Origin of the sequence: Pseudodesulfovibrio sp. JC047 (genome assembly GCF_010468615.1) — a bacterium.
GTDB lineage: Bacteria > Desulfobacterota > Desulfovibrionia > Desulfovibrionales > Desulfovibrionaceae > Pseudodesulfovibrio.
The window spans coordinates 185,107-207,724 of sequence record NZ_WUEH01000004.1 but is presented as its reverse complement, the minus strand read 5'-3'; the positions used below and the strand labels follow the sequence as shown (position 1 = coordinate 207,724).

General features: G+C 54.9%; 23 protein-coding genes and 2 tRNA genes. 13 read left to right on the top strand and 12 right to left on the bottom strand.

The genetic code is table 11. From position 1 onward, the window contains the following. Positions 1-229 precede the first annotated feature (229 nt). Together groL and GO013_RS04230 are read right to left on the bottom strand one after the other, a co-directional pair. Complete coding sequence (groL, locus tag GO013_RS04235; RefSeq protein ID WP_163808805.1) at positions 230-1,819, bottom strand: chaperonin GroEL; 1,590 nt, start codon at positions 1,817-1,819, stop codon at positions 230-232. 156 nt (positions 1,820-1,975) lie between these two features. Continuing rightward, positions 1,976-2,236: a co-chaperone GroES gene (locus GO013_RS04230; RefSeq protein WP_163808804.1), complete on the bottom strand. Its 261-nt coding sequence runs from the start codon at positions 2,234-2,236 to the stop codon at positions 1,976-1,978. Positions 2,237-2,450: 214 nt separating this feature from the next. Here GO013_RS04230 and GO013_RS04225 point away from each other — a divergent pair, with 214 nt between their 5' ends. The 8 genes from GO013_RS04225 (at position 2,451) to GO013_RS04190 (ending at position 9,845) form a co-directional block, all read left to right on the top strand. Beyond that, positions 2,451-3,923: a trehalose-6-phosphate synthase gene (locus GO013_RS04225; protein WP_163808803.1), complete on the top strand. Its 1,473-nt coding sequence runs from the start codon at positions 2,451-2,453 to the stop codon at positions 3,921-3,923. A gap of 360 nt (positions 3,924-4,283) precedes the next feature. Then, positions 4,284-5,063, top strand: a complete 780-nt coding sequence (modA, locus tag GO013_RS04220) for a molybdate ABC transporter substrate-binding protein (RefSeq protein ID WP_239057729.1) — start codon at positions 4,284-4,286, stop codon at positions 5,061-5,063. Continuing rightward, positions 5,051-5,833 (top strand): ABC transporter permease, encoded by a 783-nt coding sequence (locus GO013_RS04215; protein WP_163808802.1) that lies wholly within the window; start codon positions 5,051-5,053, stop codon positions 5,831-5,833. Before modA ends, GO013_RS04215 begins: the two co-directional genes overlap by 13 nt. Further along, positions 5,830-6,891 carry an ATP-binding cassette domain-containing protein gene (locus tag GO013_RS04210; protein ID WP_163808801.1) on the top strand — a complete coding sequence of 354 codons (1,062 nt, stop codon included), beginning with the start codon at positions 5,830-5,832 and terminating at the stop codon, positions 6,889-6,891. Before GO013_RS04215 ends, GO013_RS04210 begins: the two co-directional genes overlap by 4 nt. A gap of 20 nt (positions 6,892-6,911) precedes the next feature. Further along, positions 6,912-7,406, top strand: a complete 495-nt coding sequence (gene tsaA, locus GO013_RS04205; RefSeq protein ID WP_163808800.1) for a tRNA (N6-threonylcarbamoyladenosine(37)-N6)-methyltransferase TrmO — start codon at positions 6,912-6,914, stop codon at positions 7,404-7,406. A gap of 115 nt (positions 7,407-7,521) precedes the next feature. Next, entirely contained in the window at positions 7,522-7,755 is a 234-nt protein-coding gene (locus GO013_RS04200; protein ID WP_163808799.1) for a hypothetical protein, read from the top strand. 66 nt (positions 7,756-7,821) lie between these two features. Further along, the gene (locus GO013_RS04195; protein WP_239057728.1) at positions 7,822-8,277 is read left to right on the top strand and encodes a hypothetical protein; all 456 of its coding nucleotides are present in this window, start codon (positions 7,822-7,824) and stop codon (positions 8,275-8,277) included. 188 nt (positions 8,278-8,465) lie between these two features. Further along, positions 8,466-9,845 carry a DUF697 domain-containing protein gene (locus GO013_RS04190; protein ID WP_163808798.1) on the top strand — a complete coding sequence of 460 codons (1,380 nt, stop codon included), beginning with the start codon at positions 8,466-8,468 and terminating at the stop codon, positions 9,843-9,845. Here GO013_RS04190 and GO013_RS04185 read toward each other — a convergent pair. Both GO013_RS04185 and GO013_RS04180 read right to left on the bottom strand, forming a co-directional pair. Continuing rightward, positions 9,842-10,360: a C40 family peptidase gene (locus GO013_RS04185; protein WP_163808797.1), complete on the bottom strand. Its 519-nt coding sequence runs from the start codon at positions 10,358-10,360 to the stop codon at positions 9,842-9,844. The genes GO013_RS04190 and GO013_RS04185 overlap by 4 nt on opposite strands. Before the next feature lie 5 nt (positions 10,361-10,365). Then, the gene (locus GO013_RS04180; RefSeq protein ID WP_163808796.1) at positions 10,366-10,923 is read right to left on the bottom strand and encodes a BON domain-containing protein; all 558 of its coding nucleotides are present in this window, start codon (positions 10,921-10,923) and stop codon (positions 10,366-10,368) included. Between the two features lie 167 nt (positions 10,924-11,090). Between GO013_RS04180 and GO013_RS04175 the strand changes: the two genes are divergently transcribed. Together GO013_RS04175 and GO013_RS04170 are read left to right on the top strand one after the other, a co-directional pair. Next, complete coding sequence (locus GO013_RS04175) at positions 11,091-11,519, top strand: hypothetical protein (protein WP_239057727.1); 429 nt, start codon at positions 11,091-11,093, stop codon at positions 11,517-11,519. Positions 11,520-11,529: 10 nt separating this feature from the next. Next, positions 11,530-12,081: a hypothetical protein gene (locus GO013_RS04170; RefSeq protein ID WP_163808795.1), complete on the top strand. Its 552-nt coding sequence runs from the start codon at positions 11,530-11,532 to the stop codon at positions 12,079-12,081. Between the two features lie 2 nt (positions 12,082-12,083). On the opposite strand, the gene GO013_RS04165 is transcribed toward GO013_RS04170, so the two are convergent. The 8 genes from GO013_RS04165 to GO013_RS04130 form a co-directional block, all read right to left on the bottom strand. Further along, positions 12,084-12,986 (bottom strand): RluA family pseudouridine synthase, encoded by a 903-nt coding sequence (locus tag GO013_RS04165; RefSeq protein WP_163808794.1) that lies wholly within the window; start codon positions 12,984-12,986, stop codon positions 12,084-12,086. Positions 12,987-13,057: 71 nt separating this feature from the next. Then, complete coding sequence (locus GO013_RS04160; RefSeq protein ID WP_163808793.1) at positions 13,058-13,420, bottom strand: YdbL family protein; 363 nt, start codon at positions 13,418-13,420, stop codon at positions 13,058-13,060. Then, on the bottom strand, positions 13,410-13,625 hold the full coding sequence (locus GO013_RS04155; protein ID WP_163808792.1) for a YnbE family lipoprotein: 216 nt from the start codon (positions 13,623-13,625) through the stop codon (positions 13,410-13,412). The genes GO013_RS04160 and GO013_RS04155 overlap by 11 nt, the downstream gene beginning before the upstream one ends. Positions 13,626-13,637: 12 nt before the next feature. After that, on the bottom strand, positions 13,638-16,025 hold the full coding sequence (locus tag GO013_RS04150) for a YdbH domain-containing protein (RefSeq protein ID WP_163808791.1): 2,388 nt from the start codon (positions 16,023-16,025) through the stop codon (positions 13,638-13,640). Positions 16,026-16,113: 88 nt separating this feature from the next. Continuing rightward, positions 16,114-17,418: a TRAP transporter large permease gene (locus tag GO013_RS04145; RefSeq protein ID WP_163808790.1), complete on the bottom strand. Its 1,305-nt coding sequence runs from the start codon at positions 17,416-17,418 to the stop codon at positions 16,114-16,116. Further along, positions 17,418-17,906, bottom strand: a complete 489-nt coding sequence (locus GO013_RS04140) for a TRAP transporter small permease (RefSeq protein WP_163808789.1) — start codon at positions 17,904-17,906, stop codon at positions 17,418-17,420. The genes GO013_RS04145 and GO013_RS04140 overlap by 1 nt, the downstream gene beginning before the upstream one ends. Before the next feature lie 54 nt (positions 17,907-17,960). Next, complete coding sequence (locus tag GO013_RS04135; protein WP_163808788.1) at positions 17,961-18,968, bottom strand: TRAP transporter substrate-binding protein; 1,008 nt, start codon at positions 18,966-18,968, stop codon at positions 17,961-17,963. Between the two features lie 51 nt (positions 18,969-19,019). Next, positions 19,020-20,675, bottom strand: coding sequence for a VCBS repeat-containing protein (locus tag GO013_RS04130; protein ID WP_163808787.1), 1,656 nt, complete (start codon positions 20,673-20,675; stop codon positions 19,020-19,022). Positions 20,676-20,879: 204 nt separating this feature from the next. Here GO013_RS04130 and GO013_RS04125 point away from each other — a divergent pair, with 204 nt between their 5' ends. From GO013_RS04125 to GO013_RS04115, 3 genes are all read left to right on the top strand, one after another. Then, entirely contained in the window at positions 20,880-22,163 is a 1,284-nt protein-coding gene (locus GO013_RS04125; protein ID WP_163808786.1) for an RsmB/NOP family class I SAM-dependent RNA methyltransferase, read from the top strand. A gap of 181 nt (positions 22,164-22,344) precedes the next feature. Further along, positions 22,345-22,420 (top strand) — tRNA-Val (locus GO013_RS04120). Positions 22,421-22,463: 43 nt separating this feature from the next. Continuing rightward, positions 22,464-22,540 (top strand) — tRNA-Asp (locus GO013_RS04115). Positions 22,541-22,618 lie beyond the last annotated feature (78 nt).

Below are 22,618 nucleotides of genomic sequence, written 5' to 3'. Positions count from 1 at the left end.
GTGCCGCAGAGCACGAATAAGAAAAGGAATACATTACTAATACGCCATAAGGCGAGGGTGAAGCCTGGCCTAATTAAAGAGAAAACAACGAAGAAAGGGAGTTCTTGACATGGTGCCGCATAAGAAAAGCCATGGTTGGGTCTCCTTGGGTGGTGGGATACCATCTCAATACACAAAAAAAGGCCGGACGCGAAGGCGTCCGGCCTGAGAATGTCAGTGAGTGTGACGATTAATCTTCGTCTTCAACCACTGCCTCGGAGATGGCGCATTCGGTGGTCAGCAACATGCTGGACACGGATGCAGCGTTCTGCAAGGCGATGCGGGTCACTTTTTTCGGGTCAATGACACCGGCCTTGACCAGGTCGTCATACTCGCCTGTCGCGGCGTTGAAACCGTTGTTGCCTTTGAGGGCTTTGACCTTCTCGACAATCACGGTGCCTTCGAGACCGCAGTTATTGGCGATCTGACGCAGAGGCTCTTCGATGGCACGGGCCACGATGTCGATACCAGCCTGTTCGGTGTCGTTTTCACCCTTGAGGGAGGCCAGAGCCTTTCCGGCGCGAACCAGAGCGGTACCACCACCGGCAACAACACCTTCGTCAACGGCAGCGCGAGTGGCGTTCAGGGCATCGTCAACGCGGTCCTTGCGCTCTTTCATTTCGATTTCGGTCGGTGCTCCAACTTTGACGACGGCAACGCCACCGACCATCTTGGCCAGGCGTTCCTGCAATTTTTCGCGGTCGTAGTCGCTGGAAGCGTTGTTGACCATGTTCATGATCTCTTCGCACCGTCGGGCAACAACGTCCTTGTCTCCGGCTCCGTCAACGATCAGGGTGGTGTTTTTGTCAACAACCACTTTTTTGGCGGTACCAAAGTCATTGGGCTGGATGGATTCCAGTGTCACGGCTGTGTCTTCGGAGACAGGGTTCGCACCGGTCATGATGGCGATGTCGCGGATCATGTCCTTGCGGCGGTCGCCAAAACCCGGGGCCTTGACGGCACAGACTTTCAGGGAGCCGCGCATGGCGTTGATGGTCAGACCTGCAAGGGCCTCGTTTTCGATCGTCTCGGCGACGATGAGCAGCGGGCGACCGGCTTTGGCCACGGCTTCCAAAATGGGAACCAGCGGCTTGATGTTGGAGATTTTTCCTTCGGACAACAGGATGAACGGATTTTCGTATACCGCTGACTGCTTGTCGCCGTCGTTGATAAAGTACGGGGAGAGGTAACCCTGATCCCACTGCATACCTTCAACAACGTCCAGATGGGTGGACAGCCCCTGAGATTCCTCGACAGTGATGACGCCGTTGTCACCAACACGTTCCACGGCCTCGGCCAGAATTTCACCGATGGTCATGTCGTTGTTGGCGGAAATGGCACCGATTTGAGCGATTTCAGAGCTTTTTTTGATCGGTGTGGACAGCGAATCCAATTCTTTGACCAGCGCTTCAACCGCAACGTCGATGCCGCGTTTGATGGACATGGGGTTGCGGCCAGCGGCCAGCAGCTTCACGCCTTCGTTGAAAATGGACTGTGCCAGCACGGTGGCAGTGGTGGTTCCGTCACCGGCGATTTCGTTGGTCTTGGAAGCAACTTCCTTGACCATCTGGGCACCCATGTTTTCGAGTTTGTCTTCCAGGTCGATCTTTTCAGCGACGGTGACACCGTCTTTGGTGACCTGGGGGGCTCCCCAGGTTTTTTCCAGCATGACATTGCGGCCCTTGGGACCGAGAGTGACCTTGACGGCGTTGGCCAGAATGTTCACGCCGTTTTGCATGCCCTCGCGGGCAACTGCTTTGTAATCAATTGCTTTCGCCATTGTTTATTCCCTGTGAAATTTGTGAGTTAACTTGAAAAAATCCGAGTCGTTCCAAGAGGCTGCGTGCGAGTGTGAAAAGGAATCAGGTTCAGGCGGTGTTGTTCCCGCAGGACCGATTCGTTTGAAGCGTTGCAGCAACAGCCTTCGGTGACAGACTTATGCAAAGACGCCGAGGATGTCGTCTTCCCGCATGATGACCAGCTCGTCGCCGTCCATGGAGAATTCGCTTCCAGCATACTTGGCGAACAAGATGATGTCGCCGTCCTTGACGGTTTTGCAATCGGGACCAGCTGCCATGATAACGCCGTTTTGCGGCTTTTCCTTGGCAGAATCAGGGATGTAGATGCCCCCGGCGGTCTTTTCCTCTTCTTCCTTCCTCTTGACGATGACGCGGTCATGCAATGGTTTCAAACCCATGAAAGTATCTCCTTATGATGTATTCACCACAACAACGTGCGGCGTGTAATGTCAACTGCGCCAAGAGGTAAGTACGTGGTGCCTCTTGTCAACAGGTGGCCGCCAAAATTTTTGCAAACCTGATTTTCGTGGATGGTTGAAATACCGCGCAAAGAGCGGTATTGAGCAGTTAATGGAGAAAATCCTTTCTTCATGCCTGAATGGGAGATGCGCAATGGAATCAGGAATGCAGAAATTGGTGGTTGTTTCGAACCGCCTTCCCGCAGCACTCAAAAAGGACAATGGTCAGTGGACAGTGAAGGCCGGTTCCGGTGGCCTGATCACGGCCATGGCTCCGGTGTTGAAGAATCGGGGCGGTGTCTGGATCGGCTGGTCCGGTGCTGCTGATCCTGCTATGGATGTGGACGGTCTTTTGGCGGATTTTTCAAATGAAGCCGGTTACGAGTTGTGTACTGTCCCTTTGACGCAGGATGATGTGGACGGGTATTATTATGGTTTTTCCAACGAGATTATCTGGCCCCTGTTTCATGATCTGCAAACCCGATGTCGTTTCTATCCCGAATATTGGCGAGCGTATCTGGATGTGAATTTCAAGTTTGCCGAGGTCGTGGCGCGCAAGTCAGATCAGGATGATTACATCTGGATTCAGGATTACCATCTCATGCATCAGGCCTTTTTCCTGAAAAGCATGGGCGTGAAACGAAATATCGGTTTTTTCCTCCATATTCCATTTCCTCCGCCGGACATCTTCATGAAGCTCCCATGGCGGCGCAAGGTGCTTCAGGCCTTGATCGATTATGATCTCGTGGGATTTCAGACCATTCAGGACCGTAAAAATTTCGTGGGCTGTCTGCAACGGATCATGCCCGAGACCCGGGTGGACGGATGCGGGTCGGTGGTCACGGTCCATACGGGCAATCGGCACTTTCGGGTCGGCGCCTTTCCCATTTCCATTGACTACAATCAATTTTCCGATTTGGCCAAACAGCCCAATGTGGTCCGAAAGGCCTTTGAACTCAAGGAAGCCTTGCGACATCGAAAGATCATTCTCGGTGTTGATCGATTGGACTACACCAAGGGAATCCCCGAACGAATCCGGTCCATTCAGAACCTGTTGCGACGGTATCCCGATCTCAAGGGACGGATGAATTTCGTGCAAATTGCTGTTCCCAGTCGCGAGGAAGTGGATGAATACAAGGACCTGCGCACCGAGATTGAACAGTTGGTCGGGCGGGTCAATGGTGAATTCTCCATGCCCGGCTGGGTACCGGTCCATTATCATTATCGCAGTCTGTCCCATGAGGATCTGGTCGCGTATTATGCGGCGGCAGATATCGGGCTGGTCACTCCATTGCGTGACGGGATGAACCTCGTGGCCAAGGAATATTGTGCCTGCAACAATTCTGAAGATGGTGTGCTGGTCCTGAGCGAATTTGCCGGGGCGGCTGCCCAGCTTCAGGAACACGCCTATCTGGTCAATCCCTATGATATGGACGGGGTTGCCAAAGGACTGCATCGAGCCTTTCACTGGAGCAAGGAAGTTCGGTCCCACCACATGGTCCACTTGCGGGAACAGGTTCGCAAGAACAATATTTTTTGGTGGGTTGATTCATTCCTTCAGGCCGGAATCGCCAAGACGTTGGGGGATTTCCCGGAAATCGATACCGTGCATTTCGAACAGGTCTAGACGATCCAGTTCTGTCTGACCCGTGCGTTGATGGCGTAGATCGGTCTCTGTGGGCTGTCCTGAGCGGTTGAGTGTGATCTCGGCGATTCGGTTGTGCGGTCCGTTTTTCTCTGTCTTTTCCATACCTTTGCGGTGCGTGTTATTTCCCGGTGCAGGAAATGGGTCTTGCCGTTTTTTGGGCGATGCATTATGTTCATGACAGCATATTAACTATGTAATATGTCGTATTTATGAAGAGTTCGCGTGTCGAGCCAGGTGGTATGAGGGAATCGGTGCGTGGATGTGTGATGGTTTCATGGCGGTATGAAATCTGGTGGAATTGAACGTCATTCAGAGAACATTTTTGGGGGAGTTATGACTATGCGCCGCTGTTTGCAGCCTGCGATCTTTTTGTGTGTCTTTTGTTGTGCCATGATTGGTTTCACGTCCAATGCCTATGCCGAAAATATGCGGATTTTTGCCGGGGCCGGACTCATGAAGCCCATGGAAGAATTGCGGCGGAATTTCGAGGCCGCGCACAATGTGCATATCGATGTGCATTACGGCAGTTCCGGCGAAATTTTCGGGATGCTCGGCGTGGGTCAGACCTGTGATGTCTTTATTCCCGGTGCCGAGAAATATACCCGTGACGCCATCAAGAATGGGTGGGTGTATGAAGCGAGCGTGAAGCCCATTGTCAAACATGTGCCCGTGATTGTGGTTCCCGCTGGCAATCCTGCCAATATTCAGGGACTGGCCGATCTGGAACGTCCCGGTGTCAAAGTCGCGTTGTGCGACCCCAAGGCCGCGGCCATTGGCAAGGTCTCGAAAAAAATGCTGACCAAGGCTGGTCTGTGGGAAAAAGTGACGCCCAATGTGGTTGTCTATGCGCCTACCTGCAATCAGTTGTTGATTTATACCGCTCTGGAGCAGGCAGACGCCGCCATCAACTGGCTGGACGTGACCACCTGGGCCGAGGGCCGGGGCAAGGTGCAGGTCGTGCGTATCGAGAAGAAGCACAACATGATCAAAACCATCCCCACCGCTGTGCATGTGTCTGCCAAGGACAATCCTCTCGCGCTTGAACTGAATGCGTACATCGCGTCCGCCGAAGGGCTTGTCGTCTGGCAGAAATGGGGATTTGAACCATGCGAAAAATAACGCCTTTCAGGGCGGGATTGCTGCTCAGTTCATTTTTTATCACCTTCTTCCTGTTGTGCGCGATCGGTGCCCTGTTGGCGGTTCCGACTCTTGACGACATCCTGACCAATATCTGGAGTGAGGAGATGCAGTTGTCACTGCGTCTCTCGCTTGTGACCGGACTGATTTCAACGATACTGGTCATGCTGTTCGCGTTGCCCATCGGCTACACCCTGTCCCGGCTGGATTTTTGGGGTAAAGGGGTGGTCAAGACGATCATCGATCTCCCCGTGGCCTTTCCTGAGCTGGTCCTTGGATTGTGTCTGTTGCTGTTGTTCGGAAAGACACCGATCGGCACGGCATTGAACGCTCTGGGATTGGATTTCGTGTTCACCAAAAAGGGCGTGGTTGCCGCGCAGTTTTTCACGGCTCTGCCGTATTCGGTGCGGATCATGAAGTCCACGTTCGACTATATCAATCCCCGGATGGAGTTCGTGTCCAGAAGTCTGGGATACAGCCAGTTCGAAACCTTTCTGCGGGTGACAATTCCCTTGGCCGGAAGCGGCATTCTCGCGTCCACGGTCATCGCCTTTGCCCGGTGCATCGGAACCTTCGGGACCGTGTTGATTCTGGCTGGCGGGTCCTACATGCGGACGGAAACACTGCCCATCACCCTGTACCTGAACATTTCCTACGGCAATATGGGAATGGCCCTGACCAGCGGCATCATGCTTATCGGTGTTTCCTTTATCGCCATTTTCATTTTTGAAAAGACTGAGGCCAAATTATGAGTTTTCTGCGTGTTGAAGATATGCACATCGATCTCGGAGAATTCTCGCTCAAGGGCGTGTCTCTGGAGTTTGACCGTGGCGAATACCTGACGGTCATGGGACCAACCGGGTCTGGAAAGACCATTCTGCTGGAATGCATCATCGGGTTTTATCACCCGGCCAAGGGGCGGGTTTTTCTCGATGGTCGGGATATCACGGACGACCCGCCGGAAAAGCGACGTATCGGCATCGTGTATCAGGATTACGCGCTGTTGCCGCATAAGAACATCTTTCAGAATATCGAATACGGTTTGAAAAAGGTGGATTCGGACGCGGACAGCCGCAAGGACAAGATCATGAAGATGGCCGACGCCCTCAATATCAACCATGTCCTGCATCGTAAACCCGGGACGTTATCCGGCGGAGAACAGCAGCGGGCCGCCCTAGCGCGTGCGTTGGTGGTTGAACCACGACTTTTGCTCATGGATGAACCCTTGTCCGCTCTGGACCCGCAGACTCGCCACACTACCCGGGCATTGCTCCGGCAGATCATGGCTGAACAGGATTTGACTGTGCTCCACATCACGCATGATATGGATGATGTCTGGGCATTGGCCGATAAAGTGGCCATTATGCGCAACGGATGTCTGGAGCAGCTTGATACCACCTACGGAGTGTTCAACAGACCGAACAATCGGTTTGTGGCGGACTTCGTGGGGGCGAGGATGTTCGAGGGGACCGTGCTGCCCGGTGCCAACGGGTGTTGCCAGATTGACGTGGGCGGGGTGATTCTGCATTCTGTGGATTCCGCTCGGAGCGGGGATGCTGTACGGGTCTTCTTGCGACCGGAAAACGTCATGGTTTTTCGTCAGCGGCCGAGTCAGTCCTCGATTCAGAACCTGGTGGACGCGACGCTGGAAGATTATTATCAGGAAGGTATCTTGTATCACTTGTCGTTTCGATCGCAGGGAGTCTGTATCCCCGCAGTCATTACAGCCAGTGCATTTCAGGAATTGGACCTTCATCGAAACGAGGAACTGTGCCTTGGCGTCAAGGCGGCAAATGTGACATTGGCCTGAAAAAAGACGGAGACCCGATTATGGAACCCATATGCTGTACGCCCATCGGTGTGATTCATACGCCGTTCACTTCATTGGACGATATGCCCATCCAACCCACCGGAGCGCGAGACGTTGTCGGTGAAATAGAGATCAACGAGGAATTGGTTGAAGGGCTGGATGATCTGGATGGTTTTTCTCATATCCATCTGGTATACCATTTCCATAAAAATACGGATTTCAAGCTGAAGGTCACCCCCTTCATGGACACCGTACCGCGCGGCTTGTTCGCTACCCGTGCGCCCCGTCGGCCAAACATGATCGGCATGTCCGTTGTCCGGCTGGAATCCATTGACGGCAATCGGTTGCGCGTGCGCGGTATTGACGTGCTCGACGGCACACCATTGTTGGATATCAAACCGTACGTGGCCAAATTCGACGCGGCTCCGGCGGACCGTTTCGGGTGGCTGGATGAGAATGCGGACAAGGCCGAAACATTGCGGTCGGACTATCGGTTCGTGGCGGAATCAGACTAATCTGTTTCAGAACACGCAGTATTCAAAGAGGACGCGGTCATGCATCGTGTCCTCTTTTTTCATGAGGGGGAGACTCCCCGTTTACGAGAATCTTTCTGTAGGGTACGATGCAATCATGCTCACACTGAAATGTTCGGCGTGTCGTCGCAAATTATGGAAGTACTTCAAGATCGGTCAGGGGGAAGTGCATCGCTGCCACAAGGACCGCATCAGAAAGGTGTGGAACATGGAAGAACGGGGCGGCAAGGTGTTTTGTCCCTGCGGAAAGGCCATTGGCATTGATCGTGGATCGTATTACACCATGGATAAAAAGGCCTTTACCTATAAAGGAACCAAGACCAACACATGACGGAGCTGCTTGATTTTTGAGCACCTGATTGCATCGAGACATGAACCAAAGACCAAGGAGACTGGTTTGAAAAGACGCATCGTTGTTTTCGTTGCCCTGCTGACATTTGTCATTGCCTCATCAGCCTTTGCCCAGGAGGAGTGCAACGCCATCCCCTGGGGTGAGCCTATTTCCGCCGTGGAGCAGATCACCTATTCCCATACTGTCAGCGGGGTGAAATATTATTCCGTCACCCGGGTCGATCCGTGCGGCATCTTTGCCGTGGAACAGGGAGAAGTGACGTATGGTTTTCGGGATGGCAGGCTCTATTCGACACTGGTTGAAATCGACAAGGCCAAGGATGTGAAAAAGGTGGTGACCATCCTGATGGACTCCTATGGTGTTCCGAATCACAAAAAGGTCGATAATTGGGATGTCTATCAATGGGAGACCGATGATCTCAAGATCAAGCTGAAAAGTCAGTACTCCACGGATCGCATCAAGATCGGTATGTATTACAAACCATTGGTTCATCACGACTAGACAGGTCGTTGTTCACTGCACGTTTTTGCTCAAGTCCACATGGTTTCGACTTCGTGGGCTTGAGTTTTTTTGTGGTGAACGTTGCACACCCTTGAAATTCCGTTTTTTCAGCGGTACGGGCAGGGCTTGAAGCACAGGTCTGATCGTGGGCCGGAAAGCATGGAGAGCACCATGGCATGGAGGGAAATGTGTCCAGGCAGATGCGTCATTTTGTGACGCTTGTGGGTGTCATCATCATTGGGGCGTTTTTCGCCTTCATATACGATTGCATTGTCGGCTTGTCCGAATTTGCAGGGCGGATCAATGCGGAAGCGGCTCCGTGGGTTTTCTGGAGCCTGTTGATTGTCGTCATCATCTCATTCGGTTGGCTCGTGGCGGCTGCCTTGTTGCGCCCCCGCCCCATGATGGTGCACGCCGACCCCTCGCCCGAGGAGATGGTCAAATTCCGTCAGACCCTGGTCAAGCGGCTGGGCAAGAATCGTCTTTTGAAAGAGGCGGCGGTTCGGGTCGCGGATGCATCCGATCTGGACGCCGGGCTTGCCCTGTTGCGGGACCGGGCAAATCAGGAGATTCGCAGCACCGCAAAGCGGGTTTTCATCGGCACGGCGGTGTCGCAAAATGGTCGGCTCGATTCCTTGGTCGTGCTGTTTCTCATCTCTCGTTTGGCATGGCGTATTTCTAAAATTTACAATCAGCGTCCGCATTATCGAGAACTTATCAATCTGTATGCGAATATTGCGGCCACGTCGTTTTTGGCCGGGAGTATTGAGGAATTCGGCATTGAAGAATCGATCCACGAATTGATGGGCCCGATGATCGCCAGTTCTGCGGTGGGGGCCATGCCCGGGGCCGAGGCCATTGCCGGAACCGTGACCGCATCCATCTTGAGTGGTTCGACCAATGCCTTGCTGACCATGCGGTGCGGCATCGTGGCCCGGAATTACATGAGTCTTGATCTGGATTCCAAGGGACGTATGCGCCGCTGTGCCACATTGGAAGCGTCGAAAATGTTCATGTCCATCAGTGGCGAGACCGTGACGCAAGTGACGGCCTTGTTGCTCAAGGGATCGACTCGCGCCATGAAAAAAGGTGCGAAAAAAGCGGTCAAGACCATGGGGGCGTCCGTGACCGGAGCGGCTGGAACTGTTGGCTCCGGGGCCAAATCCGTGGGCCGGGGGGTGTCTTCTTCGGCACAGTCCGTCGGCCGTGGAGTGAAAGGCTCGGCCAAAGCGGTCAAGCAGGGGGTGACAGGTTCGGCCAGAGCGGTCAAGAATGGCGTGACCGGGTCGGCCCGATCAGTGAAGCATGGGGCACAATCCATTGCCAAAACCACCGAGCAGGTGGTGGATACCGCTGCCAACGGCGTGAAGCGGTCCATTCGAAAGGTGGAACAGTCCGCCCAGACAGTGACTGACAAACTCGGGTCGGTCGTGAAGACCGTGGATGGTGGGGCTGACCGGACCAAAGGCGTGATTCGATCGGCCGGACACTCGGTCGGGAAATCCGTTCGGTCATTTCGGGACATGTTTTCCCGCACGAAATGGAAATCGAAAAAGGATGAACGCTAAAGGATACGACGAGTACCGAGATAGTGCTGTCTCCAATAGGGAGAATACAGACTGGATTCCATGACTTTCTTGCCGGAACTGGGGGCGTGGACAAAGGTACCTCGGTCCGTGACGATGCCGACGTGCAGAGATTTTCGCGAGGCACTGACGTCATAGAAGATCAGGTCGCCCGGCTGGATATTTTGTCGGGTGATTGGTTGTCCTGCGTGGAATTGCTGCCATGACACCCGGGGAAGGGCAATGCCGTTTTGCCGGTACACGAACCAGACCAGCCCGGAACAATCGAATCCGACTTCAGGGGTGTGGCCACCCCATCGGTACGGGTACCCAATCAAGACCCGTGCGGTCCGCACAACGGACGCGGCCTTGGGCGACGCCGGTTGAAGGTGGGGGACCCTCTCCGGGGGCGGCGGTGCGATAGAGGTGGTCCCGCACCCTGCAAGCAGGGTGACGGTCATCATCGTGCAGAGCAGCAGACAGGAGCGGGCGATACGGTGGCGTATGGCGTCGCTCATGGTGCCTACCTCTTGACTTTCAGGAATGATTTGACATTGCGGACGCCGGGAACGCTTTTGGCGTGTCCGATGGCCCGTGAAATTTCACCGCTACTGCCGAGCAGGCCCACCAGGACGACATTGCATTGCACCACTTCGAATTCGATGTTGGTGGACCAGATATCCTTGTCCCTGATGAGTTTTTCCTTGAGTTTTGCGTAAATGTCCAGGCTGTCCGTGGTCCCGCAGTAGTCATGGGCGCGTTTGGGCAAGACGTAGGTTGTGACAGTCTTGACCCCTTCGGTCGCCTTGGCGATCTGTACGGCCCGGTCGACTTGCGCGCGGCTTTCGTACTCGCCGATGATGTAGACGTGGCCTTCATAGCTGTAGGCATCGAAATCGAGGTATTTGACCATGTCATCGGCCAGGAATTCTTTTTCTATGACAAAGGAAATGGATTTGTCATCGGCCCATTGACTGGCATTGCGTTCTTCGACGGCAACGTCATAGACGGCGCACCCTTGAAGGACAGCCCCGAAGGCAATGGTCAGCATGAGTATGAATATGGGGAAAAAACGGTGCATGGAAGACTCCTTGCGTCAAGTGTGTTCAAGTTTCTAGACTATGTCTATATACGTATTTGCCCTTGGGGGCGCAAGGATGTGCAAATCATTGCGTGCGGAGGGCTTTTCCCCGTGGCCCAAGTGGTATATACGTAAGTATCCGAAAGATTCCTTGAGGAGGTTGCACAATGGGACGAAGACGGATTTGCCTTTTTTTACTGATGGTTGGATTGGTGCTGTGTGTCGTCGGATGTGGTCCCAAGCGACCTGTGTTGTATCCCAATACTCATCTGGATTCCGTGGGGATGCAGGTGGCGCAGGCAGATATTGATGATTGCATCATGAAGGCCGAAGCCGCTGGAGCCAGTGCCAATGATTCTGGTGAAGCCGCGAAAAATGTGGCCACGTCCGCTGGTGTGGCTGCGGCTGCCGGGGCTGTTTTTGGGGCGATCATGGGCAACGACGTTTTGCGAACCGCCGGGGCTTCGGCTGGTGCTGCTGCGGCAGGATCAACGGTCTATCAGGCCAGTAAGTCCGGTGATCCGACGTCCATTCACAAGAATTTTGTCACCAAGTGCCTGCGAGAAAAGGGGTACGAAGTGATTGGCTGGAAATAAGGAGATGACCATGCGTGTGATAGCAAGACTGGTGCCTCTGATGCTAGTGGTGTTCATCATTGGATGTGCGGCAAAAGGTCCGGTGCATGAGGCCAGGGACGACAACCGGGTCGTGTATACCTCGGCCCGGACCGGCCAGACCGTGATCGTGGAAATAGGGAGCGCGTATACCTATGACTCATTTATCAAGCGGGATTTCAAGGGAACGGATTTTCATGGCTTCCTGTATCGTGCGGATGACGAATCCGTCATTCTCGTGTCAAAGATGCCGCGTGCCGAATTCGAGGATTTGATCGGGTTTACGCTGGACGCTCCGGCTTCGAGCACCAGGCAATATCCGCCAAAGACAATTTTTCAGAGCGCGTACTGCAAATTGGTTCGTACCTATGTCACGACATTGGATACGGATGTGGTGTCCGCGGTCAAGTTGCAGACACCCACGACCGATGAATCCTTGTGTGAAGATTGGACATCACTTGATGAAGTTATGGCCGAGCGGTTTGACATGCTGGCCGATTTTGATGCGAGTGCGGATGAAAATATCCACATGATTTTGCAATAGGGTCACGCGTCGTCCAACAGGCATAAGGCCTGTTTAAAGATATCAGATGGGACGTCCCATGAGCCGGACCAGTTTGGGGCAAGGGTGATGGTCGTCTTCATGACGCGCATGGCCGCGCAATGCAGTCGCATGGTCGTGCGTTTTTTGGACTGTCCGTATTTGTGATCGCCGCACACCGGGTGATTGCGTGCGGCCAGTTGGACCCGAATCTGGTGGGTTCGTCCGGTGAGCAACTGGATGGCGACAAGACTGTGTGCATGGTTCGAAATCAGCCCCGTGACCAGGGCCTTGGCGGTTTTCCCCGTGCCGGTGTGGACCTTCTCCTGTCCGGGTGCGCCGTTTTTTCCCAGACGGTCTTCCAAAAGCACGGTGCCTTTTTCGGCCCATATTCCCTGAACCCAGGCAAGGTAGAGCTTGCCCACTTTTCCCGCAGCAAAACAGTCGTTGAGCGTTCGCAGGGCTTCATACGTCTTGGCCGCGAGCAGCAGGCCCGAGGTATCCCTATCCAGCCGGTGGGCCAGTGTCGGCATGAATGCGGCGTCCGCATGGCTGGACCGCAATCGGGCCGTGACGGAATCCGTGATCTTGTCCCCGCCATGGGCCGCCAATCCGGCGGGTTTGGCGATGGCCATGATGGATTCGTCTTCATGCACGATCTTGAGTGTGCCGGTCGTCACCGTGGCCGAGATTGCACCTGGAGTGTAGGGAGGGATTCGGACGATTTGCCCGGCGGTTATTCGGTCAAAGGGCTTCTTGCGCCCCTTGTCCACGCGGACCTGTCCCTTGCGAATCCATTTCTGGATGGCGGATTTCGGAACGTCTCCGGTTAACCGTCGTTCGAGATATTGCAGGAGTTTCTGACCGGATTCGGCGTCGGACACCGTGATGAATTGAGCTTTTGGCATGGGGAGAACCTAAAGCGAAGGCGGCGATATGTCGAGATGCCATATCGCCGCCCTGTCGTTTGATGGATGAATTATTTGGTGGACCAGCGTCCGTTTGCGTCTTGAATCCATGTCCCGGGTCGGGCGGATTGAGCGACCTTGGCCGCACGGCGTTGGCCAACCACTTGTGGTGAAGTGCCGGTTTTCTTGGCAATGGCCTGATACACGGTGGTGCGATCCTTGTTCTCCGCCGCGACCACGTCAGCCTGTTTTCGGGGGCCTCTGAACTCGAGGAGTCCCTGATTGTTTTCGCCGACGGTTCCGTCAGCGAGCAGGGCGGCAACGGCCGGTTTTCGGGCCATGATACGGTCCTTGAGCGGACCGGCGAAAGCGACGCTGCCCACCAGGCAGACAACAAGGGCCGTGAGGATGATGAGTCGTGTGTTATTGCGCATTGGGTGCCTCCGGTGTGGCGACAGGGGTTTCGTCGATGTCAGAAAAGAAGTCGTCCAGTTCCTTGTCCACCTTGACGTTGACGTCAATGGTGATGTGGATGGGTTTGACCTCCACTGGTGCGACTTCGACCTTGTGGCTTGTGGAACAGCCCCAGAGGGCCACAAACAGTCCACATATCGCCAACGTCATGAGTTTCGGTTTCATTGCTGTGTCTCCCTATTCAAGTACGTTCATGATGTCTTTATACAGTAAAATACGATCCAGGGGCACGCTGAAATTGACGTCCAGACGGAGTCCCTGAAAATTCGAGCCTTTGACGTCGCCGGTGACGCGCATGAATCCGCCGAATTCTCGTTTGTAGACAAAGGGCAGTGTCCCGGCGGGCTTGCCATCCACGGACAGGCGGACCAGCAGGTCTTCACCGACAGTGTCCGCCTTGATGCGAACCCATTTGTATTCGAAATCCCGCACTGCGGCCTGTGCCAATTCGATGTGTCCTCGTTGAGGGGTGCCTTCGGGAATGGCGGCCACCAGGTTGTCCATGGCGCGGACTCGGATGGTCCCCCCCTGTCCCGGTGTGGAGTGGAGGAATCCACTGTTGAACGAAAGTTTTCCATCGCGCCAGGTGATGGGCAGTTCCCCGGACATGGCGGCTTCCCCCTGTGCCTCGGCCAATCCGAGTTGGGAGAGAATTTCCGACAACTTGAGTTCCGAGCAGAACATGGTCACATCATATGCGTCGGATTTCGGCACCACCCTGAATGCCCGGCTGGACACGTGTCCCCCGGCCCAATTGAAACGGGCCTGTTCCACCAGGATCACGCCTTCGGGTTCGAGCTGGTACATGATTTGGCCATTGCGAATGAGGATGGCTCCGGCTTGAAGTGTGTCAAAGGAAAGGGTCTGGGCCGGTGCGCTGCGCATGGAGAGCAGATCCGGCGTGGCGAATGACAGCCGGATGCCGGTCATGGAGGTGGTGCCTTCTTGCACGGTCAGTTCGCCGTTGGAGAAATTTCCTGAGAGTCGGCTGTGAATGCCGTCCTTGTTCATGGAAATGGACCCGTCCGCATTGAGTGTGCCGGTCAGGATGATTTCATTGAGTTCCGGGACCAGACTCCCCGGTGAAAATCCGGTGGGAAGGGTGTAGTTCTCTATCCCGAAATTCAACAAGTTCCGGTTGCTGATCATGGAGCTGTGCCCGGAAAACGGAATACGCAGATTCGGCAACAACCGGGTGGACAGGGTGCCGGAATAGGCCAGATCGGTTCCCTGCTGGCGGACTGTGCCCGTCAGGTTGCCGAGTGTGCGGTCTCCGAGACGAACGGAGGAGAGCGTCATTCGACCCGGGGTATGGCGTGTGGGAACGGGCCACGCCAGCGGCAAGGTCACGCGCATTTTCCCGGTCCGTATCGAGGTCGTGCCCAGACCCGCGCCGCGAGTGCCGCAGTCGAGTACCACGTCTGCGGTGTCCGGTCCTGCCGTTCCCCGCAGTGAAAAAATGAATCCAGCCAGATGGATGATGCGCCCCGCCGTTTCAATGGTCATGTCATCAGGATTGGCGGCGGTCAGGGCCACATCCCAGAGTCCGTGCGGGTTGTCCGGGAGTTTGTCGGCCTCGAATCGTCCGCCCATTTCAACGCCAGCTCCGGCCAGGGTGAATTGGGCGAATAGGGAATTCGGGCTGATCGTGCCCGATTGAATCGCGGCCGTGACGGGCAGAGGGGCTGCCACGGATACGGGCTTCATGGAAAAGGTGATCGTGTGGTTTGTCATGGTGCCGGAGAGAGACAGGGCTGCGGTCTCGACCAGTTTGATTCCCAGTCCGGAAAGATCGTTTTCCCGGGATGTCAGGGTGAATTCGGCGGTCAGGGAATCGGGACGCGCTCGATCCATGTGGCCGGTGAGGTCGAGGTCCACCTGTCCGGCTATGGGGATCGGGAAAAAGTCGGAGAATGGTCCCAAATGGAATTCGTTGGTCTGGATGGAGAGCGCGAGATCATTCAGGGTCGGTCCGAGTTCTCCGGAGAGATTCACCATCTGGTCGCGAGGGCGGATGCGCAGGGATGTGCGCATGGTTTTTCCCGGAGTCAGGGTGGCTTCAAAGGGGACGGACAGCGGAGTTCCATTGATGGAACAATGCAGTGTACCGTTTCGGATGGTCAACGTCTCAAACGGCAGATCGGGAAGCGTGGCATCAGTGGTGTCGGACGATTCGGATTGCGGCAACAGGTCGAGTATGGGCAGGGAGAGACGGCCATTTTCATACGAACAGGTCAGGCTGATCCCGTCCAGTTCGATGGCGGACACGCGTTTGGCTTTCAACGACGTTGGTGTGTACGTCAGGTGAACCGAGGCGAAGGTGACGGCTGTCGGGCCTGTCCCGATTTGGACCGGGCCGAGGTCCGCAGAAAACAGACCGGCGTGGTTGATGCGAAACTCGGTGATATCCACGCCCATCGCCGAAATGACCCGGGGAATTTCGTTTTCCAGATACCTCGGTGCAAAGGATGTCAGCACCCAACCGGTTGCCAGCACGAGGACGAGCAGCCACGGTGTGATGAGCAGCGACCATTTCGCCAGTTTTTTCAAGAATGGGGCAGCCATGCTTCAAGTGTATCGGTTGACCAGCCGTGTTGGCAAGGTGCAGCCGAAGCAAAGGTGTCCGTACCCGGACAAAAGGTGTGCTCCCGGATTATTGCATCAGTCTGGGCAGGAATGTCACCAGGTCAGGGAAGAGCATCAGGAGCGCGACACACAGGACATAGGCGGCGACAAAGTAGGAGACCCCTTTGAAGACATCGGTCATGGGTACATCTTTCGCCATGGACGCCACGATGAAGGTGTTGACCCCCACGGGAGGAGTGATGGCTCCGAGGGTTGTGACCACGGTGATGAGCACGCCGAACCAGAGCGGGTCGTATCCCATGGCCGTGACCACCGGGAAAAAGATCGGGATGGTCACCAGCAACAGGGCGAGCGCGTCCATGACCATGCCGCCGATGACGTAGATCAGGCAGATGACGCCGATGATGACCATGGGAGGGATGGGAAGCCCTGCGACCCATCCGGCGGCCTCGAACGGCAAGCGAGTGATGGCCAGAAAACGGCCAAAGATGACTGCGCCGAGCATGATGACCATAATCATGCAGGAAATCTTGAGGGAATCATTGACGGCCAGTTGGAATTTTTTCCATGACATTTTTCCTGAGATCGTGGCGATGAGCAGGGACAATCCCGCTCCGGCCGCTCCGGCTTCCGTGGGGGTGAAAAAGCCGAGGAACAGGCCTCCCATGACCAGAAAGAACAGGATGACCATTTCAATTGATCCGGGCAGGGATTTGAGCTTTTCCGAAAACGTGGTGGCCGGTCCGGCCGGACCCCAATCCGGATTTTTTTTGCAGAGATACCAGATGGTGCCGAGAAAAAGGACGGTCAAGAGAACGCCCGGGACCATGCCGCCCACAAAGAGCTGGGCAATGGACTGACTGGTTTGCAGCCCGATGATGATGAGGACGACGGACGGGGGGATGACCACGCCAAGCGTGGCCCCGGCCGCGATCACGCCGGTGGAGAGAATTGGGCTGTATCTGAACTTTTTCATTTCGGGCAGGGCCACCGTGGACATGGTGGCTGCCGTGGCCGAATTGGACCCGCAGATGGCTGCGAATCCGGCACAGGCCAGAACCGTCGTCATGGCGATGCCGCCGCGAATTTCGCCCATCCAGGCATAAGCGGATTTGTATAACCGTTCATTGACCCCGGAATAGAAACAGATTTGCCCCATGAGAATGAAAAGCGGGACAACGGTCAATCCGTATTTGGAAAAGACATTCCACAATTCCGTGCCCAGCATTCCGGTGGCCGCGTTCCAGTTCAAGATGGTGGCAAAACCGACGAAGCCGATGATGCCCATGGCGAATCCCACAGGAATACGGAAGAGAAAAATGGCAATGAGGAGCACTACGGTGCCCACGATGCCGATGGTGATCGGGTCCATTACGCCACCTTTTCCGCAGTCAGGATTTTCAGCGTATCAACAGCCAGTACAAAGGCCAGGGCCAGACACCCGGCCGAGGCGGCAAACACGAATGGATGATAGATGATCTGAAGTGTTTCGGAAACCTCGTTGGTTTGGACCAGAAATGCGGCCCATTTCCATGTCTCCACGCCTGCCAGGAGAAAGAAGATGCAGGAACAGGTACTGGTGGCCGCATCGGTCAACCGTCGAACTGGGGCCGGGAATCGGGCCAGCAGGATACCGACGGCAATATGGGCTTTCTTGCGTTGGGCAAAAGCCAGTGAAAAGGTGGCCACCACCGCGCCCATGAATCCCATCAGTTCGAAGGTCCCCTGTAGCGGTGCCCAGACCGCGCGCAAAATCATGTTCGCACAGGCCAGAAGCATCATGGCCACAAGGAATGTTCCGGCTAATGCCGCGAGAATTTTGGCGATAATGCCACTGATTGTATCGAGAGTGTCTATCATGTCTTTCTCAAAAAAAACGCCCCCGTCGTGTGACAGGGGCGTGTGTTGTTCGTGTTAATCCGTTTCGTATTTCGCCTTGAGCGCGAGCATTTCTGCCAGAATGGCTTCTGCATCAAGTCCGGCCTCGATGGCGTCGGCTTTCCAGGCGGCGATGAGCGGTTCGCCCTGTTTTCTGATTTCGGCGTATTCCGCGTCCGTCAGGGTAAAAACATCCACCTGATATTTTCCCTTGGCCCAGGCAAGGGCCTTGGTGGTGTAGTCGTCCAGATATTGCCCGGTCCAGATGGCCTGTTCCCGGCTGAGTTTGTCGAGCGTCTTTTGGGTTTCGGCAGGCAGGGATTCCCAGCGGGCCTTGTTCATGATGACGACGAACGGATACACTGGCAGGTTGGTGACGGTTTCGTACTGACACTGCTCGGCAAAGTTCAGGTCTTTCAGGACATCGTATGACGAGACAAGCCCTTTGACGATGCCTTTTTGCAAGGCTTCCGGGGTTTGCGACATGGGCATTCCCACACCTTGCGCGCCAAGGCCGTTCAATATCTTCAAGATGGAGCCAGAAGCGCGAAGCTCCAGTCCCTTGAGGTCCGAAAGTTGCTTGACGGCCACCGTGCTCATGATGTGGGACGGGGCCGACGTGAAGACGGTCAGGACTTTGACATTCTTGAACTCATCCGGCTGGTATTTTTGAAACAGGTCCCACATGACCTTGCTGGCCACCTCGGTGGATGTGAACGCCACCGGCAGGTTGACCACGGAGATGAGGGGAAACACGCCGGGATAATAGGATGTGGAAATACATCCGATATCAGCCTGACCTGTTTGAACACCTCTGAGCATGTTCTTTGCACCCAACAGGGTGGACCCGGGAAATGTCTGGATGGCGAGAGCCCCGTTGGTTCGCTTCTCGACTTCGGCTTTCCACTGTTCCATTTGGACACAGGGGAATGTCGGAGCGGGCGGGAAGTTCGCATAGGTCAACGTGGTCCCGGCCAGAGCCGAAACACTCATCAGGCAGGCCAGCAAAAAACCGGCCCCTGTCAGTCGTACAAATTTACGCATTGCTCTCCTTGTGTTCATGCGGGTGATAGCCTTTCGTGTGACAATCGTTATTTATTGCAGGTTTAGATCGTATGCCACGACCACGGTTTTCCGGTTGCCGTAGCCGATTCCGGCAAAGGTGTTGACCAGAACACACAACTGCTTGTTGCCGTCATTGTTCAGGTCGGCCAGTGCGATGTCGGAGACCTGTCCCTTGATGCGACGGGTTTTCCACGCGAGATTCATTCCCACGCCGTCCCAGACCAGAGAGTGAATTTCACCCTGAGTGAAGTAGTGATAGCTGTTGAAGACCTGTGCGGACGCCGACAGATCCTTGTTGATCAGCAGTTCGTATTTCTTGGTCGTGAGCGGTGCGGTTATCATCCTGATAGGCACATTGTAGTTCATGATCCGTTCTTCGGTCACGCCGGGCCCCATGCCCACCATCTTGTCGGCGGTGGGAATGACCACCCCGGAGCTGTTGAAGGTCGCGTCGGACTCGTTGAGTCGTTCCATGGTCTGGCTGTATGTGACGAGCTTGTTCTTGTTGCTCAGAATCACATAATTGTAACCGAGTTCCTGTGGCAGGTATGTCATATTATAGACAGAGCCGAAGGGCGGTGCCTGAATGCGTTGTCCCAGGGAAATGGAATCCCCTTTGACAAAGGCTTCATACATGTATTTGTCGAACAGGTACCGTTGGCCTTTTTTCTGGGCGACCAGAATGGGCATGTATGTCGGCGGGATGCGCAGAATACCGAGAAATTTGCTGTATTTTTTGACGACATATTTGAACTTGCCGCCTTCAAAGGACAGGATGCTTGATCGGGGCTGGCCGTTCGGGGCCTTGATGCCGTATTGTGATTCGAATTGATAGCCGCCGACGATGAATTCGGGCAGGCCGTCCCTGTTGAGATCAGCCACTTCGAGCCGTACACTCATGACGTTGGCCGGCAGTTTGAAAGTGGACAGATGTTGCAGCTTGCCGTCCTTGAACCGATAGGCGGACAGGGCGGATTTCTGGAGAATGAAAACTTCGTTTTGGCCGTCGGCGTCTCCGTCAGCCACATACATTCCATATGAGGAATAGCGCATGGCCTGACTTCTCCATCGTCCGGCGGTGCTGGTGCCACCTTCATAGCGGAACTGCGGGTTCAGGTTGTCCTGCGTGTATCCGCCTCCGTCAGCCGGAATGATTGCGGAGGACATGGGCGTTTTCGGCTTTTCGACATCTATTTCCTTGTCCATGACCGCCTGTGTGGTGCCGTAGCCCGGACGATTGAAGACATCGCCTTGAATGGTCTTGCTCTGTCCGTCCAGCCAGGTCGTGATTGCATCCAGTCCCATTTCGCCTTTTTGTACCCAGGACTTGCCGTCTTCACTCACCACTTCCATCTTGATATGGGCGTTTTTTCCGAGAATCGCGATATCGCCAAAGACGAGATAATCAAGACCGTGCCCCCGCAGCGAGTTGAGCGCGTCGGCTTTGTTGGACGGCGTTGTGATATCCGACATGTTCTTGTCGGTGGGTTCGACCTGTCCCAACCATTCCAAATCGCTTTCCAGACTGGCCTGAAAGGCCTTGGGGAAATAGGAATATTTTTGCGGACCATTGTACGTGAATGGGACAACAGCGAAGGTCTTGGCTCCCGAGGCCAGGGCCGGAGCAGCCAGAAGCATGGTCGCCATGAGAGCGAGACAGGCGGTGATAATACGTCGATGGGTCATATATTCCTCCGAGGAATGGTGATATTCGGTACAGATGTCGTTTTTAGGGTACCGTGCCAGACAGTACGGCAGAACCTTGTACCAGTTTCCGTCCCGGTATGCAAAGCGCAAGGAGCTTGATAGGTCGCACGGAAGCCGGTATGGCTGCATTCGAAAAATTGGTCAGTCATTCGAGAATGACCCGCTAACCGCCCAGGAGTTTGTATGCCCACGTTTGGACGAACATTTCGCCTTGTGTGCGACGACACCGCCATTCCGCTTGTGGAAAGTCTGCTTGTCGCCCAAGGATTTGCCTTTGAACCCGAGCCGTTTTTTGCCGGTGCCCGAAAATTGACCCATGAACCATTTCCTTTGGGTGAAAGTTTGGCGTCCCGGTTCGGATTGATATATATTCAAGACAGGTCTTCCATGCTTCCACCCCTGACTCTGGCTCCGCCAAAGGGTGCGAGCGTGCTGGACATGTGCTCTGCTCCCGGTAGCAAGACGAGTCTTCTGTCCCGACTGGTCGGTCCTCACGGTTTCGTGTTCGCGTCGGAGCCGTCTGCGGACCGACTTGGAACCTTGCGGGCGAATCTGCGGCGGACCGGGTCCATCAACGCGGTGACTGCCAAGGCCATGGCGCAGGATTTGCCGTTCCCGGAACAGTCTTGGGAATACATTCAACTGGACCCCCCGTGCAGCGGATGGGGCACGGCAGACAAGAATCCCAAGGTCATGGATGTTTGGTCCGGGACCAAGACCGCTCCGCTGATCGCGTTGCAAAAAGTCTTGCTTGAAAAGGCGGCAGGACTGCTGCGACCCGGCGGCGTGGTATTATATTCGACCTGCACCACAAACATCGAGGAGAACGAGGAACAGGTGGCATGGGCGTTGGAAACGCTGGACCTTGAGTTGGAGCCGTTGTCCGAGCCGGAGGGCTTCGTGTTTGGCGCGCCGCTCATGGATGGCATGGACGGCGTCTTGCGGGTGTCCGAAGATTCGGCGGGGCAGGGGTTCTTTTTGGCCCGATTCCGCAAGAAAACGTCGGTCGAGACCCTGGTTCCCGAGAAGATTGTTCAAAGGGAGTTGCCAGGAACTCCGGTGCGTCTTTCCCGAGTGATTGGCGGCGACCACCTGTGTCTGGAAAATTTGCCCGCAGGCGATGTGTACAATTTTGGTGGCAAGGCGTTTTTTCTGCCGGAGCAGGCATTGAAACGGGTGCCGGGTACGGTTCGTTGGCAGGGATTTCCATTGGGAAAAGTGGCAGGCAAGGGCGATCGACTGAAATTTTTGCCCGGTGGCCTTGCTCGAATCCTGCTTCCTTCGCATCCAGAAAAGAGCCAATTGGATATTCTGGATGTGGATGACATCGCGGTTTTGGAGCAGCTTTTCACTGGCCGAAGCGTCCGTTGGACATCGGGAAAAGGCCCGGTTGGCCTGTACTATCGGGGGCTTCCTTTGGGGTGGTTGTCGCGGAAGGGAAACCGTCTGTTGTGGTCTATCAAATAGTCTATGAATTTCGGATATTTGTCATATTGAAAAAAAATGAAAAAACCCATTGACAAACAGGCTTTGTGTGGGCAGTATCCCTTTCGCTGAACGCGGATGAGGAGTTCTCGAAACGCGCTAGATTATTTTGAAAAAAGTTATTGACAAGCGCAGCGAGCCACGATAAACACTCCCTTCCTGCGGGCGCTTAGCTCAGCTGGGAGAGCATCGCCCTTACAAGGCGAGGGTCACAGGTTCGAGCCCTGTAGCGCCCACCAATTTGACATAGAGGGTTTGCTTAACACCCTGTATATATAGTGCGGAGCCGTAGTTAAGCTGGTTATAACGCCGGCCTGTCACGCCGGAGGCCGCGAGTTCGAGTCTCGTCGGCTCCGCCACTAAAAGATCAAGCCCTTACACGAATGTGTAAGGGCTTTTTCTTTTGTATTAGCCCGGAAATCACCGGGCATATTCAT

Coding starts and splice junctions, on each gene's coding strand:
- groL (WP_163808805.1), bottom strand. CDS start 1,819: ATGGCGAAAGCAATTGATTACAAAGCAGTTGCCCGCGAGGGCATGCAA.
- GO013_RS04230 (WP_163808804.1), bottom strand. CDS start 2,236: ATGGGTTTGAAACCATTGCATGACCGCGTCATCGTCAAGAGGAAGGAA.
- GO013_RS04225 (WP_163808803.1), top strand. CDS start 2,451: ATGGAATCAGGAATGCAGAAATTGGTGGTTGTTTCGAACCGCCTTCCC.
- modA (WP_239057729.1), top strand. CDS start 4,284: ATGCGCCGCTGTTTGCAGCCTGCGATCTTTTTGTGTGTCTTTTGTTGT.
- GO013_RS04215 (WP_163808802.1), top strand. CDS start 5,051: ATGCGAAAAATAACGCCTTTCAGGGCGGGATTGCTGCTCAGTTCATTT.
- GO013_RS04210 (WP_163808801.1), top strand. CDS start 5,830: ATGAGTTTTCTGCGTGTTGAAGATATGCACATCGATCTCGGAGAATTC.
- tsaA (WP_163808800.1), top strand. CDS start 6,912: ATGGAACCCATATGCTGTACGCCCATCGGTGTGATTCATACGCCGTTC.
- GO013_RS04200 (WP_163808799.1), top strand. CDS start 7,522: ATGCTCACACTGAAATGTTCGGCGTGTCGTCGCAAATTATGGAAGTAC.
- GO013_RS04185 (WP_163808797.1), bottom strand. CDS start 10,360: ATGAGCGACGCCATACGCCACCGTATCGCCCGCTCCTGTCTGCTGCTC.
- GO013_RS04180 (WP_163808796.1), bottom strand. CDS start 10,923: ATGCACCGTTTTTTCCCCATATTCATACTCATGCTGACCATTGCCTTC.
- GO013_RS04175 (WP_239057727.1), top strand. CDS start 11,091: ATGGGACGAAGACGGATTTGCCTTTTTTTACTGATGGTTGGATTGGTG.
- GO013_RS04170 (WP_163808795.1), top strand. CDS start 11,530: ATGCGTGTGATAGCAAGACTGGTGCCTCTGATGCTAGTGGTGTTCATC.
- GO013_RS04165 (WP_163808794.1), bottom strand. CDS start 12,986: ATGCCAAAAGCTCAATTCATCACGGTGTCCGACGCCGAATCCGGTCAG.
- GO013_RS04160 (WP_163808793.1), bottom strand. CDS start 13,420: ATGCGCAATAACACACGACTCATCATCCTCACGGCCCTTGTTGTCTGC.
- GO013_RS04155 (WP_163808792.1), bottom strand. CDS start 13,625: ATGAAACCGAAACTCATGACGTTGGCGATATGTGGACTGTTTGTGGCC.
- GO013_RS04150 (WP_163808791.1), bottom strand. CDS start 16,025: ATGGCTGCCCCATTCTTGAAAAAACTGGCGAAATGGTCGCTGCTCATC.
- GO013_RS04145 (WP_163808790.1), bottom strand. CDS start 17,418: ATGGACCCGATCACCATCGGCATCGTGGGCACCGTAGTGCTCCTCATT.
- GO013_RS04140 (WP_163808789.1), bottom strand. CDS start 17,906: ATGATAGACACTCTCGATACAATCAGTGGCATTATCGCCAAAATTCTC.
- GO013_RS04135 (WP_163808788.1), bottom strand. CDS start 18,968: ATGCGTAAATTTGTACGACTGACAGGGGCCGGTTTTTTGCTGGCCTGC.
- GO013_RS04130 (WP_163808787.1), bottom strand. CDS start 20,675: ATGACCCATCGACGTATTATCACCGCCTGTCTCGCTCTCATGGCGACC.
- GO013_RS04125 (WP_163808786.1), top strand. CDS start 20,880: ATGCCCACGTTTGGACGAACATTTCGCCTTGTGTGCGACGACACCGCC.